Source organism: Microbacterium sp. NPDC087868 (genome assembly GCF_044900755.1).
Classification (GTDB): domain Bacteria; phylum Actinomycetota; class Actinomycetes; order Actinomycetales; family Microbacteriaceae; genus Microbacterium; species Microbacterium galbinum.
In genome coordinates this window covers 881,037-893,767 of sequence record NZ_JBJDNO010000001.1, presented here as the reverse complement: position 1 = coordinate 893,767, position 12,731 = coordinate 881,037, and the positions used below count along the sequence as shown (strand labels likewise).

The window sequence follows — 12,731 nt, the reverse complement described above, 5'->3', positions numbered from 1 at the left end:
GCGCTCAGAGCCGGCCTGCAGCCTTGAGCTCGAGATAGCGGTCGGCGATCCGCGGCGGGAGATCCTCGGGGTCAGCGGAGATCGCTTCGCCGCCCGCTCGGCGGATCGCGTCCGCCACGTTCTCGGCGTCGCGCAGAGTGCGCTCGGCGGCCGCGGCGAGGTAGACCTCCTCGCGCGAACCGCGCTGCTGCGCCAGCTCGACGATCGACTCGTCGGTGACGGAGCCCACGAGGATCGACGTCGCCCGCGAGGCATCCGGAAATGCGCCGAGGAAGCCTCGCGCCGATTCCGCGGCGTCCTGCGCGGTGAGTACGACGATGAGCGAGGGGCGAGTCGTCAGCGTGCGCACGGCTGCGAACGCGCCGTGCCAGTCGGTGTCGACGAGGCGCGCGTGCACCGGGGCCATGGCGTCGGTCAGCGCGGGCAGGAGAGCATTGCCCTCGACACCGGTCACCCGTGCCCGGACGACGCGGTCGTACATCAGCAGGTGCACGTGGTCGCCCGCGCGCGCCGCGAGAGCCGCGAGCAGGAGGGCGGCCTCGAGCGCGGCATCCGCTCGTGTTCCGTCGCCCACGCGGGCCGCCGCGGTGCGTCCGGTGTCGATGATGATGACGACGTGCCGATCGCGCTCCGGCCGCCAGGTGCGCAGCATGGTGGTCCCGGCGCGGGCAGTTGCCCGCCAGTCGATCGATCGCACGTCGTCGCCGCGCACGTACTCGCGCAGCGAGTCGAACTCGGTGCCCTGACCGCGCACCTGGATGCTCGTGTTGCCGTCGAGCTCGCGCAGCCGGGCGAGACGCGAGGGGAGGTGCTTGCGGGACGAGAAGGCGGGGAGCACTCGGATCGCTCCCCGCACGCGGTGGACGGCTTGCCGTCCGGCGAGACCGAGGGGGCCGCGCGAGCGGATCACGACGAACTCGCTCACCAGTTCGCCGCGGCGACGGGGGAGGAGCGGGATGTCGACCCGACGGCGCTCACCGCTCGGGATGTCGAGGGTCTGCCGTGCGGTTCCCGCGCCCGCCGTCGGTTGCCAGGCGTCGCGGAGAAGCGCGTGCAGTTCGCGGGACCCGTGATTGTGCACGGCGACGCTGACCGGCACCGCCTCGCCCAGCCGTGCACGAGCGGGCACGCGCCGGGTCACGGTCACCGACCGCGGACTCGCGCTGAAGACGACGTCGATGACGACCAGAACCACGCAGAGGCCCAGCCACGCGCCGAGCACCGCGTACGGCGGAAAACCCGCGAGCCCGGCGATGACCAGCGGCACGACGCCCGCAGCCACGGCGAGCGCGAGGCGACCCGTGACGAACACTTAGATCGGTACCCGGGTCTGCTGCACCACGGAGGTCAGCACGGCATCCGCCGAGACGCCCTCCATCTGCGCGTCCGGGCGCAACTGCAGACGGTGGCGCCAGACCGGTACGAGCATCGTCTGCACGTGATCGGGCGTGACCGCCGTCGAGCCGTTGAGCCAGGCCCAGGCCTTCGCCGCCGCGAGGAGGCCCGTCGAGGCGCGCGGGCTGGCCCCGAGCTCGACCGATGGGGACTGCCGCGTGGCGCGGGCGAGGTCGACGACGTAGGCGAGGACGTCGTCCGTCACCTCGACGCGTCCCGCGGCGACTTGCGCTGCGCGGATCTCGTCGGCGGTGACGACGGCTTCGACGCCGGTGAGCTCGCGTGGCGAGAAGCCGGAGGCGTGCTTGCGCAGCACGGCCACCTCGGCGTCGCGCTCGGGCATCCCGACCACGAGCTTCATGAGGAACCGGTCGAGTTGAGCCTCGGGAAGCGAGTACGTGCCCTCGTGCTCGATGGGGTTCTGGGTCGCCGCGACGAGGAACGGGTCGGGGAGGGCGCGGCTCGTGCCGTCGGCCGACACCTGGCGCTCCTCCATCGCCTCGAGGAGCGCCGCCTGCGTCTTCGGGGGCGTGCGGTTGATCTCGTCGGCCAGCAGGATGTTCGTGAACACCGGGCCGGCGCGGAAGTCGAACTCTCCCGTGCGCGCGTCGTACACGAGCGATCCGGTCACGTCACCGGGCATCAGGTCGGGAGTGAACTGCACGCGCTTGGTGTCGAGGCCGAGGGCCCGGGCGAACGAGCGCACGACCAGGGTCTTCGCGACGCCCGGGACGCCCTCGAGCAGCACGTGTCCCCGGGCGAGCAGAGAGACCAGCAGGCCGGTCACCGTGCCGGCCTGTCCGACCACGGCCTTGTCGACCTCGCTGCGCACGCGGTGCATCGCCCCGCGCAGGGCCGTGTCATCGGCGGGATTGTACTCAGCGGTCACGGGTGTCCTCGGCTTCCGTCGTGGATGGAGTGTGTGCGGATGGTGCGTCCGTCGCGCGGGCGGTTCGATGCGTCTTCTCGACGGCCTCTTCGAGGTCGGCGAGGCGCCGAGCGAGCTCGACGAGTGCGGCGTCGTCGGTGGGCAGCGGGCCGGCGAGGAGCGCCTGGAGCGTGCCCCGGGGAATGCGCAGACGATCGGATGCCGCATCGGCGACCTCGTCGGATGTCGCGCGTGCCGTCAGCCCGAGTCGCCGGGCCAGGCGCCGCTGCGCGCCGTCGCGGATCGCGAGCGCTGCGTGCGGGGCATCCGCCGCCTTCGCCGTCAGACGTGCGCGACCGTGCATCGTCTCGGAAGCGCGGACCGTGACCGGCAGCGTCTCGGCGACCAGCGGACCGAACCGTCTGCCGCGCCACAGGGCGGCGGCAGCCCCGGACAGCATCAGCAGGATGATTGCCGGGGTGACCCACGGTGGCGTCAGAGTGCCCAGCGTCTCGGGAGACGTCGCCTCGAGGTCGGAATCGCCGAGCGAGGGGACGTACCAGACCACGCGATCGGTCTGGCCGAGCAGGGCGAGCCCGAGCGCGGCGTTGCCGTTCTCGGCGAGATAGGCGTTGCTGAACAAACGGGAGCCGTCGACGATCGAGGTGCGTCGACCATCGCTGTCGTTGATGAGCACGGCCGCGCCCTCTTCGTCTCCGAAGCACCACTCCACGCCGGAGTCAGGAGTCATCAGTCGATCGGGTTCGATCGTGCCGACCTCGGCGAACTCGCCGGCGGTGCACTGCGCGTCGACCTCGGCGAGCGGCGCCGAGGAGTAGGCACCGAGATCGAGGTCGTCGAGCAGGTGAGCTCCCACCGAGAGGAAGACGACACGGTCGGCCGGCCCCATCAGCTCGGCGAGACCCTCATCGCTGAGTGTGTACGGATTGGTCATGACGAGCGTCGTGCTCTCGTCCAGAGCGTCACGCGCCTCGACGTGCGAGCGATACACGTCGACCTCGACCCCCTGGTCCCGCAGGATCTCGGCGAGCGCCAGCGCGCCCGCATCTCCACGGCCCTCGGGGTCGAGTGAACGGCGCTCACTCGGGGCGGTCGCGGCGATCTGGAGCCCCACCCACGCCACACCGACGACGAGGGCGGCGACGACCACCCAACCGATGATCGAGCGCAGGCGTCTCGTCGGTTCCGCGGTGTGAGGGGTGATCCGCTCCTCGGTGACGGTCATGCGGTCACCACCGCCGGCCTGCGGGACCGCAGGCGCTCGTCGGTGGCGGCCAGGGCGGCGTACGACTCGGGCGTCGCGGGGTGGCGCAGATAGCGGACGTCGTCGAACGCTGTCGCGGCGCTGCGCATCGGTGCCGACTCGTCGGGGAAGACCGCGCTGGCCTCTCGGGCGATGGCCTGGGCGGTGGCGCCCGGAGCAGGGTCGATGATGTCGCGCTCGAGGAGGTCACGGGCGATCGCGCGGAACCTCAGGACGGTGGCGGCATCCCAGTCCTCGGCACGGGCGCTGCGTTCCGCCTCGGCGCGCAACTGGGCCGCCGAGCGGTCGTCATCGACACCGAGGAGGTCGGTGCGGGCCCGGGCGACGGAGCGGGAGCGTCGCGGGCGCCCCCAGACGATCAGAGCGACGATCAGCGCGGCACCGATCAGGACGCAGACGATGACGAGGGCGGAGGGACCGACGGCTGCGCCGTTGTCGGAGCTGAAGAGGTTGTCGATGAATCGGCCGATGTCCCGCGCGAGGTAGTCGAACCACGAGGGCTCGGCATCGGCGTAGCGCGGATTGCTCAACTCTTCTTCGGCCCAGCGGCGTGCGTCGTCGCCGTCCGGGACGAACAGGTCGTCGAACGGTCGGATCATGCCCGGGGGTCACCGTCGCCCGGAGCGGTCCACGGTGCCGCCGCCGCGGGTGGTGTCGCGGGAGCGGGCGGTGCGCTGTACGCCGGGGGTGCGGGCGGTGCGGTGTACACGGGGGGAGTGGGCGGGGCGCCGTAGGCCTGCGGTGCGGGCGCGTACCCGTACTGCGGGGGCTGCGGCGGGGAGGAGGGCTGGCCCGGCTGCTGCTGCGCGTATCCGTACGGTCCGGGATACCCGGGCTGTTGCGGCGCACCCGTGGGTGCCGGGTAGGCGTACGACTGCGAGAGGAGGACGTAGTCGGGGACGGCCTTGGGCGGGGGTGCGCTCGAGACGGCCCGCGCCGGGTCGACCGCGTAGGGGTCCCCGAGCTGCTCCTCGGTCCACCCCATGTCGCTGCGCTCCACGTAGGAGACGAGAGTCTGGTCGAGCCCCTCGTACCGCATGCGGGAGTCGAGGTAGATGAGAGCCGCGCTCGTGCTCTGCACGACCAGAGTGATCGCCTGGAGCACGAGGGTGAGGATCTGCGGTGCGAGGAGCAGGAGGATCATCCCGATGATCGCGCTGGGCTCGGGGTCGCCGGTGGGCACGAGCACCGTGCCAAACATCTGGGCGAACAGCTGCGCGGGCACGGCCACCACGTTCATCGCGATGCCCATGATGAAGCTGATGAGGAAGCTCACACCGAAGGCGACCCAGAAACGGCCGCGGATCAGCCGCCACGAGCGCACGATCGCGTCCTTGAGCCGCGCGCGCTCGAACACCAGGATCGAGGGCACGAGCATCAGCTTGGTGCTGAGCCAGACGTAGAGGGGGATGCAGGCGAGGAAGAAGAGGACCACGACCAGCACGATGAGGCCGACCGTCTCGGGGGAGGCTCCCATCCCGCCCGCGATGCCACCGGCGATGATCCCGAACAGGATGAGCGCGACCACGATGACGAGGCCGAACACGGCGACGATGACGAGCGCCGAGTATGCGACGAGACGCCAGAAGGCCGGAGTCATCCGGCGCCACAGCATTCGCAGCGTGGCCTTCTTGCCGATCGTGGCGTAGCTGACGTCGGCGGCGATCACGCCCTGCATGATCGCGGTGACGGCGACCGAAGCGAGACCGACCAGGATGCCGGCGATGATGTTGATCGCGATGGTTCCGGCAGCGATCGCCTCGAAGTCGGGGCTCGCGGTCGACACGGTCTCGAGTCGTGAGAAGGTCGTGAAGAGGACGAGCCCCATCGCGAGCGCCGCGAGGATGAGGACGGCGAGCTGGAGGATGACGGCGAAGCCGAACAGAACCTTGGGGTTGTGTCGCAGCGCGGCGAACGCCTTCCCGAGCAGCATTCCGAACGTCATCGGATGCAGGGGGATGATGCCCTTCTTCCGGGCAGGGGTCCAGGTCTGGGCGCTCACAGCACTTCCCTCCGTCGTGCGCCTCCATCGTGCCATATCCCCGGTGTTGGCGCGCAGACCTGGGGAACGTGAGACCGAGTGCCATAAGGTAACAGTTATGACCTCACGCATCCTTGTGGTCGATGACGACACCGCGCTCGCCGAGATGATCGGCATCGTGCTGCGCACCGAAGGATTCGAGCCCGTGTTCTGCGCCGACGGAGCACGTGCCGTCGACGAGTGGCGCGCACAGCGCCCGGACCTCGTCCTCCTCGATCTGATGCTCCCCGGCATGGACGGGATCGAGATCTGCACGCGCATCCGCGCCGAGTCCGGTGTGCCCGTCATCATGCTCACGGCTCGCACCGACACCGCTGACGTCGTGCGGGGTCTCGAGGTGGGCGCAGACGACTACATGGTCAAGCCGTTCAACCCGAAGGAATTGGTCGCCCGCATCCGCACGCGGCTCCGTCCCGTGCCGCAGACGACCAGCGAGCAGCTCCGCGTCGGCGATCTGACCGTCGACGTCGATGCGCACGAGGTGCGCCGCGGCACGGACCCGATCGCCCTCACCCCTCTCGAGTTCCAGCTGCTCGTCGCTCTCGCCTCCAAGCCGCAGCAGGTGTTCTCCCGCGAGATGCTGCTCGAGCAGGTCTGGGGCTACCACTACAAGGCCGACACGCGTCTCGTGAACGTGCACGTGCAGCGACTGCGCGCGAAGGTCGAACTCGATCCCGACAACCCGCGGATCGTGATGACGGTCCGCGGAGTCGGCTATCGCGCCGGGAGCGCTGTCTGACACGCCCATGGCCGTGACGACAGCCACCACCACGGCGGTCGCCGTCCTGCGCGATTGGCGCGGCTGGCCGACGGTTCTGGGATCCCTGTGGCGCAGATCGCTGCGGTTCCGCACCCTTGCGGTGACCCTGCTCGCGACCTCCCTCGCGATCCTCATCACCTGCGTCACCATGGCGCTCGTGATCCAGAACGACCTCTTCGTCTCACGCAAGAACCAAGCGCTCGAAGACGCCCGACGCGCGGTCGACGTCGCCCAGAGCACGCTCGACGTCGCCGAGGTCGGAGACGACCCGGCAGCCCTCGCCGACCTGTGGAACACGATCCAGGCCGGATTCGCGCAGAACTCGAACGCCGATCAGCTCACCGGCATCCGGATCGACGCCGATGCGAACGGCGTCCGCCTCAACGGCTTCACGGCCGGACTCAGCGCGAGCCTGCTCAGCGACGGCCTCCGCGCACGCGTCGTGGAATTCGACGACCGCCAGGCCTGGCAGTCGGTCGCCCTCCCCGTCGAAGGCGGGGGAGAGGTGCCGGGCATCATCGTCGGGCAGCAGGTCGTCGTACCCGAGGCGGGCCCCTTCGAGATCTATTTCGCATACGACCTCTCGGATGCCGACCAGACCCTCGTGTTCGTGCAGCGGACTCTCTGGATCGCGGGGATCGGCCTGGTCGCCATCGTCGCGGCCATCTCGTGGATCGTCCTGCGCACGGTCTCGACGCCGATCATCCAGGCGGCGGAGACGAGTGCGCGACTCGCCTCGGGCGATCTGGCCGTGCGCCTGGAAGTGCACGGTGAGGACGAACTCGCGACGCTGGGCCGCTCGTTCAATGCGATGGCCGACAGCATCGAGGCGCAGATCAAGGAGCTCGGGGAGCTGTCGATGGTGCAGCAGCGGTTCGTGTCCGACGTCTCGCACGAGCTTCGCACGCCGCTGACGACGATCCGTCTCGCCGCCGACATGCTCAACGATCAGCGTGCGGACTTCGACCCGGTCACGGCGCGGGCGGCCGAGCTCATGCACGCCCAGGTGCAGCGCTTCGAGACATTGCTGTCGGACCTCCTCGAGATCAGCCGATACGACGCAGGGTCGGTGCAGCTCGAGCTGGAGGCGACGAGTCTCGCGCACGTCGCCGAGGACGTCATCGAGCAGATGCGTCCTCTCGCCGACGGTCACGGCACGGAGCTGCGGCTCGTCGCTCCGGGGGGATATTCCCCGGTCGACATGGATCCGCGTCGGGTGCGCCGCGTGCTCCGCAACCTCATCGGCAACGCGATCGAACACGGCGAGGGGCGTCCTATCGTCGTCACCGTCGACAGCAACCAGCACGCGGTCGCCGCCGGGGTGCGCGACTTCGGGTTGGGGATGGACCCGACCGATGCCGAACGCGTGTTCGACCGGTTCTGGCGCGCCGATCCGTCGCGTCAGCGCACCATCGGGGGCACCGGACTCGGGCTGTCGATCGCGCTCGGCGATGCCACGCTCCACGGGGGCACCCTGTCGGTGTGGTCGGAGCTCGGCGCCGGCACCAACTTCGTGCTCACCCTTCCTCGCCACGGCACGACGCTCGACGGGCCGAGCCCTGTTTCCGTCGAACCCCAGGACTCCCTCGCCGAACTCGGCGATGCCACGCAGCCTCTCTCGCTCACGGACGTGCGACGCGAGATGCTCGACGGGGGTGAGGCCCCGTGAGTACTGCACGGATGAGGAACCTCCTGCGGGGCATCGCGCTCGCCGCAGCGAGCCTGGTGCTGCTCACCGCGTGCACCGGTCTGCCGACTTCCGGTGACGTGAACGTGGGCCTGGAGCTGGGCGAGTCGCCCGACGACGCGGACTTCCTCCCTCTCGCCTCCGGCCCCGCGCCGGGCGCGGGCCCCCGGGAGATCGTCGAGGGCTTCATGGAGGCGGCGATCACACCGGCCGAGAACTGGGAGATCGCCCGCCGGTTCCTCACTCCCGACATGCAGCGGTCCTGGCGCCCCAGCACGGGTGTGGCCGTCGACGCCTCCGCCACGGACCGGGCCGTATCCTCCTCGGTGCTGGACGAGGACGTCGACGACGCGGATGCCGCAGACGTGCAGGTGCAGCTCGACCAGGTGGCGAGCGTCGACTCCTCCGGGGAGTACTCCTCGGCGGCGGGGCCGGCGAACCTCGCGTTCGCCCTGGAGCGCACCGATGCGGGGGAGTGGCGCATCTCGCAGGCGCCCGATGGCATCGTCATCGATGAAGAGCGCTTCTCGACGGTGTTCGAGGGGTATCCCCTCCAGTACTTCGACCGCACCTGGTCGCGACTCGTGCCGGATGTGCGCTGGTTCCCGCGTCGCACGAGCATCGCGACGACCGTGGTGCAGGCTCTGATCAGCGGGTCGCCGAGTTCGTGGCTCGAGCCCGCCGTGCAGACGGCCTTCCCCGCCGATGTGCAGCTCGCGCAGGATGCCGTGCCGATCAACGCCAATCAGGTGGCGGAAGTCGCCCTGACCCGCCCGGCCGCGGCTCTCGAGACGCAGACGCTCGCCCGGATGCGCACGCAACTGCAGGAGACCCTGCGCGCATCGGGGGTGCACGTGTCGCAGGTGCGGTTCACGGTCGACGGTCGCACGCTCGACGCGGGGGTCGTGAACGTCGTCGTGCCCCCGCAGGAATCCGGGCCGCTCGTGCTCACCGACAGCGCATTCGGCACCATCGTGGGAGACGAGGTCTCCCCGATCGACGGACTCAGCGACGAGATCCTGAGCATCCCGGAGCCGATCGCCGCGATCGACGTCGCGGCGGACGACGGGATGGCGGTGGTCCAGCTCGTCGATGGACGCGCGTATCTGGTCGGCGACGGCCGACTCGATGAACCCGATGTGCGGGGCGGTCTCATCGCTCCGTCGCTCGATCCGTACGGCTACACCTGGACGGTGCCGACGGCGAGTCCCACCGACGTGCTCGTCTGGGGCAGCGACCGGATGTCGCATCCCGTGGCGAACGCGTGGCCCGACGCCTCGGCCGTGCTGCAGATGCGGGTATCGGCGGACGGCTCGAGGATCGCCGCGGTGATCGAGGTGGGCAGTCAGCGCTGGGTCGTGGTCGCCGCGGTCGTGCGTGATGAGAGCGGTCTTCCGACCGAGCTGGGACCGATGAAGCAGCAGACCCGTGTCGACGGCGATGTGCAGGGACTGGTCTGGGTCGGCGACTACCGCCTGGCGGTGCTGGCGGACTCGCCGAGTCCCGACCTGCTCACCCAGGTGGTCGGCGGGACCGCGACGGTCGAATCCGCCCCGACCGGCGCGACCGCGCTCTCCGGCGCCAGGACCGTATCGGGCGTGCGGGTGCTGTCGACAGACGGCGCCCTCCTCGCGCACGCCGGATCGGCGTGGCGAGAGGTCGCGACCGGCGTACGCGTGCTGGCCACGCGCGCGGGGCAGTGACGCCCCTCTCTTCCTGCACCGGCGTGGGACAGCCCTGTCCTGTTCCGAAACGTGGGCGTCCGGGAGGACGATCCGCCGTCGGCGCGTGAAGATCGACGGATGCCTGCGATCTCGAACCTCGCATCCCTCGGGGATGAACTGCTCGCCTTCCTCCTTGCCGCATCGTGTGCGGGCTGCAGTGCAGGAGGGACGGTGCTCTGCGCAGGGTGCCGTGCCGAGCTGCGCCCCGTGCCCCGGACGGTGCGCACGCCGGGCGGACTCGAGGTGCGGGCGGCTCTGGATTTCACGGGTGTCGCCGCACGGTGCATCCGGCGGCTGAAAGGCGAGGGCGAGACTCTGCTCGCGGCCCCGCTCGGCGCCGCGCTCGCCGGGGTGCTGGCGCCGCTGGTGGCGGACGTGCGTCATGTCGTGCCGGTGCCTACGTCGGGGTCGGCCTTCCGGAGACGGGGCTATCGGGTGCCGGAGCTGCTGCTGCGCAGAGCCGGTGCCGCTCCGGCCTCGTTGCTGCGGGCAGTCGCACGTCGGGCGGATCAGCGCGGCCTCGATGCCCGGGCGCGAGCCGCGAACGTCCGGCGCAGCATGACCGCCCGTCGGCGTGGCGGCGGTGCTCCCGTGCTGGTGGTGGACGATGTCGTGACCACCGGGGCGACGCTCGACGAGGCCGCGCGAGCGCTCACCGAGGCGGGCTATAAGGTCGTCGGTGCCGTCGCGCTCGCCGCCACGCCGCGTCACGGGAGACTCATCGGAGACTCTTCCACGACACGGAGGAAGTGACCCGTGACATCCGCTCCCAAGCGGACTAGCGTGGGGGGTCACAAGGCGACCACGGTCCGCCCTTGGCCGGGAGGACCGGGACAAGGAGGCAGCAATGGAAACGAGCATCGTTGGCGTCGGAGTGGGTATCACCGATCGCTTCCGAACCGTTGTCGAAGAGAAGATCGCCAGGATCCAGACATTCGCGGCTCGCGCGCAACGACTGGATGTGAAGGTCACCCACCGGGTCTACCGCAACGGTCAGGTGCCGGAGGAGACCGTCGAGCTCACGCTGGTGAGCAAGGGCCCGGTCGTCCGTGCCGAGGCGACCGACGGCGACAAGTTCGTCGCACTCGACCTCGCGGTTGACAAGATGGCCGAGCAGTTGCGCCGTGCCAAGGAGAAGCGAGTCGATGGGCGGCAGCACCCTCGCGGCGCGCACTTCGAGAAGGGCAGCGGCGCCCTCGAGGGGATCGATGTCGAGCCGGCATCCGTCGACGTCCTGCGGGCCGTGGCCACCGGCAACATCCCGGTGCAGAACGACGAGGAGGAGGCCTACTCGCCCGTCGTCATCCGCACGAAGAACTTCGATGCCGAGTGGATGACGGTCGAAGAGGCCGTCGACCGGATGGAACTGGTCGGACACGACTTCTTCCTGTTCGTCGACGCTCGTACCGATCACCCGAGCGTGGTCTACCGCCGCAAGGGCTGGGACTACGGTGTCATCGCGTTGAGCGCGCAGGCCCCGCCTGCTGAGGCTCTCGCCTCCTGATAGCACGGAAGCGGCCCGGCCCCGAGAGGGGACCGGGCCGCTTTTCTCGTGTGCGGAGCGTCAGTCGAAGATGCCGTCGAGGAGACTGCCGATGACGAGGCCGCCGAGGATGCCGGAGGCGATGTCGCCGCCCCCTCCGCGTCGGCCGCCGCCGCCCCAACCGCCGCCGCCCCATCCGCCGTCGCCGCCCCAGCCCTGATCCTGCGGGCGGGAGGAGTCGATATCGCGCTGCGCGAGCTGGAGCGCCTCGGACGCGAGGTGCGCCACGCGTCGCGCGACGAGGAGCGCCTGCTCGCGCGTCTCTTCGGCGGGCAGGAGGTCGTTCAGATCCACCCGCAGCCGCTCGGATTCGGCAAGGCGCGTGCGGGCGTCGGCGCCGATCCACCCGCGGTGGCCGGAGATCAGACCGCGGGCGACTCCGAGCTGGCGGTCGGCGTCATCGATGGCGTGCTGCACCTGGGCGACAGAGGGGAGCGGGTTGGCGGCACGGTGCTCGGCGGTCGCGATCGCCTCGTCGAGGCCGGTGTTCGCGTCGCGCAGGCGAGAGAGTTCGGCGAACGGATCGTTCGGAGTTCCCGAGGGGGTGAGAGCGCTCAGCGCTTCCTGGAGGGCGGAGACCGCGGCGGCGACCGCGGGAACCTGCGGTGCGTTGCGCGCGGCGATCAGGTCGCCGCGTGAGTCGGCGATGACCTCGGCCAGAGTGGACTCCGCGCGCAGCGCTTCGATCTCGAAATCCTCGACGGCGTCGAGCAGGGTGGCGGCGCGTCGGGTCGCCTCGGTGGCGGTCTCGAGCGCGAGATTCGCCTCCTCGTTCTGCTTGGCGGCGCGGCGACGCTCCGAGACCGATGCCCCGTGCACAGCGAAGGCGATGAGCTGCTCGGCCTCGCGCGCGCTCGCGGTGATCTGCGTCATCGCCGAGGGGGCGTAGCGGGAGGAAAGACGCTCGATCGTGGCGGTCGTCGCCGGGATGCGCGCACTGAGAGTCTCGGCATCCGCCCGCACCTTGGCGATCACCTCGGGTGCCCGCCGCACCTTCGCGACCGACTCGGCGAGGACGGTGGTCTTCTCGTCGAGGAGATCCTGCGCCCAGTCGCACAGTTGGATGATGCGCGCGTTGCGCGTGCGCAGCTCCTCCGGGGTGTCGGGGATCTCGTCGTGGTTGAGCTGGTGCAACTGGAACGCTTCGCGCAGGTGGGTGCGGACGGCGGCGAGTGCCTTCTTCAGATCGCCGGTCAGGGATTCCCCGAGCTCGGCTTCGGCGAACGCCAGCTCGTCGGATGTCGATCGAATCCGCTCATCGGCGGAGACGAGTGCCTGCTCCGCCCGGCGTGCGAGATCTGCGTCCTGGACCGCGAGGGCTTCCTGTTCGCGTTTGCGTCTGCCCCAGATACCTGCCATGACCCGATCCTACTTTCCACGGACGAGCGGATGCCTGTGCATCCGCTCCAGGCGAACGCGGGTTTCGCG

General features: G+C 70.3%; 11 protein-coding genes. 5 read left to right on the top strand and 6 right to left on the bottom strand.

Features of this window, described 5'->3' with window-relative positions; all coding sequences use genetic code 11:
* Positions 1 to 4: 4 nt before the first annotated feature.
* From ACI2JZ_RS04460 to ACI2JZ_RS04440, 5 genes are read right to left on the bottom strand one after another with little or no spacing between them, the layout of a single operon-like run.
* Positions 5 to 1,312: a DUF58 domain-containing protein gene (locus ACI2JZ_RS04460; protein ID WP_247622870.1), complete on the bottom strand. Its 1,308-nt coding sequence runs from the start codon at positions 1,310 to 1,312 to the stop codon at positions 5 to 7.
* Complete coding sequence (locus ACI2JZ_RS04455; protein WP_404596775.1) at positions 1,313 to 2,236, bottom strand: AAA family ATPase; 924 nt, start codon at positions 2,234 to 2,236, stop codon at positions 1,313 to 1,315. It abuts the gene before it with no gap.
* 37 nt (positions 2,237 to 2,273) lie between these two features.
* Positions 2,274 to 3,509: a DUF4350 domain-containing protein gene (locus ACI2JZ_RS04450; protein ID WP_404596623.1), complete on the bottom strand. Its 1,236-nt coding sequence runs from the start codon at positions 3,507 to 3,509 to the stop codon at positions 2,274 to 2,276.
* On the bottom strand, positions 3,506 to 4,147 hold the full coding sequence (locus ACI2JZ_RS04445; protein WP_404596622.1) for a DUF4129 domain-containing protein: 642 nt from the start codon (positions 4,145 to 4,147) through the stop codon (positions 3,506 to 3,508). The genes ACI2JZ_RS04450 and ACI2JZ_RS04445 overlap by 4 nt, the downstream gene beginning before the upstream one ends.
* A complete protein-coding gene (locus ACI2JZ_RS04440) occupies positions 4,144 to 5,550 on the bottom strand; it encodes a hypothetical protein (protein ID WP_404596621.1) in 1,407 nt (468 codons plus the stop codon). Before ACI2JZ_RS04440 ends, ACI2JZ_RS04445 begins: the two co-directional genes overlap by 4 nt.
* 97 nt (positions 5,551 to 5,647) lie before the next feature.
* On the opposite strand from ACI2JZ_RS04440, the gene mtrA reads away from it, so the two are divergent.
* From mtrA to hpf, 5 genes are all read left to right on the top strand, one after another.
* On the top strand, positions 5,648 to 6,328 hold the full coding sequence (gene mtrA, locus ACI2JZ_RS04435; protein WP_247632497.1) for an MtrAB system response regulator MtrA: 681 nt from the start codon (positions 5,648 to 5,650) through the stop codon (positions 6,326 to 6,328).
* A gap of 7 nt (positions 6,329 to 6,335) precedes the next feature.
* A complete protein-coding gene (gene mtrB, locus ACI2JZ_RS04430; protein WP_247622865.1) occupies positions 6,336 to 8,018 on the top strand; it encodes an MtrAB system histidine kinase MtrB in 1,683 nt (560 codons plus the stop codon).
* Between the two features lie 11 nt (positions 8,019 to 8,029).
* Positions 8,030 to 9,739: an LpqB family beta-propeller domain-containing protein gene (locus ACI2JZ_RS04425; RefSeq protein ID WP_404596620.1), complete on the top strand. Its 1,710-nt coding sequence runs from the start codon at positions 8,030 to 8,032 to the stop codon at positions 9,737 to 9,739.
* 99 nt (positions 9,740 to 9,838) lie between these two features.
* A complete protein-coding gene (locus tag ACI2JZ_RS04420; RefSeq protein WP_404596619.1) occupies positions 9,839 to 10,513 on the top strand; it encodes a ComF family protein in 675 nt (224 codons plus the stop codon).
* A 94-nt stretch (positions 10,514 to 10,607) separates the two neighbouring features.
* A complete protein-coding gene (hpf, locus tag ACI2JZ_RS04415) occupies positions 10,608 to 11,264 on the top strand; it encodes a ribosome hibernation-promoting factor, HPF/YfiA family (RefSeq protein ID WP_404596618.1) in 657 nt (218 codons plus the stop codon).
* A gap of 60 nt (positions 11,265 to 11,324) precedes the next feature.
* Here hpf and ACI2JZ_RS04410 read toward each other — a convergent pair whose 3' ends face one another.
* Entirely contained in the window at positions 11,325 to 12,662 is a 1,338-nt protein-coding gene (locus ACI2JZ_RS04410) for a hypothetical protein (protein WP_247632493.1), read from the bottom strand.
* Positions 12,663 to 12,731: the final 69 nt, after the last annotated feature.

Excerpts from the sequence above, each read along its gene's own strand:
- ACI2JZ_RS04455 (WP_404596775.1), bottom strand. The coding sequence starts at position 2,236 with ATGCACCGCGTGCGCAGCGAGGTCGACAAGGCCGTGGTCGGACAGGCC.
- mtrA (WP_247632497.1), top strand. The coding sequence starts at position 5,648 with ATGACCTCACGCATCCTTGTGGTCGATGACGACACCGCGCTCGCCGAG.
- ACI2JZ_RS04410 (WP_247632493.1), bottom strand. The coding sequence starts at position 12,662 with ATGGCAGGTATCTGGGGCAGACGCAAACGCGAACAGGAAGCCCTCGCG.
- hpf (WP_404596618.1), top strand. The coding sequence starts at position 10,608 with ATGGAAACGAGCATCGTTGGCGTCGGAGTGGGTATCACCGATCGCTTC.
- ACI2JZ_RS04420 (WP_404596619.1), top strand. The coding sequence starts at position 9,839 with ATGCCTGCGATCTCGAACCTCGCATCCCTCGGGGATGAACTGCTCGCC.
- mtrB (WP_247622865.1), top strand. The coding sequence starts at position 6,336 with ATGGCCGTGACGACAGCCACCACCACGGCGGTCGCCGTCCTGCGCGAT.
- ACI2JZ_RS04450 (WP_404596623.1), bottom strand. The coding sequence starts at position 3,509 with ATGACCGTCACCGAGGAGCGGATCACCCCTCACACCGCGGAACCGACG.
- ACI2JZ_RS04425 (WP_404596620.1), top strand. The coding sequence starts at position 8,030 with ATGAGGAACCTCCTGCGGGGCATCGCGCTCGCCGCAGCGAGCCTGGTG.
- ACI2JZ_RS04445 (WP_404596622.1), bottom strand. The coding sequence starts at position 4,147 with ATGATCCGACCGTTCGACGACCTGTTCGTCCCGGACGGCGACGACGCA.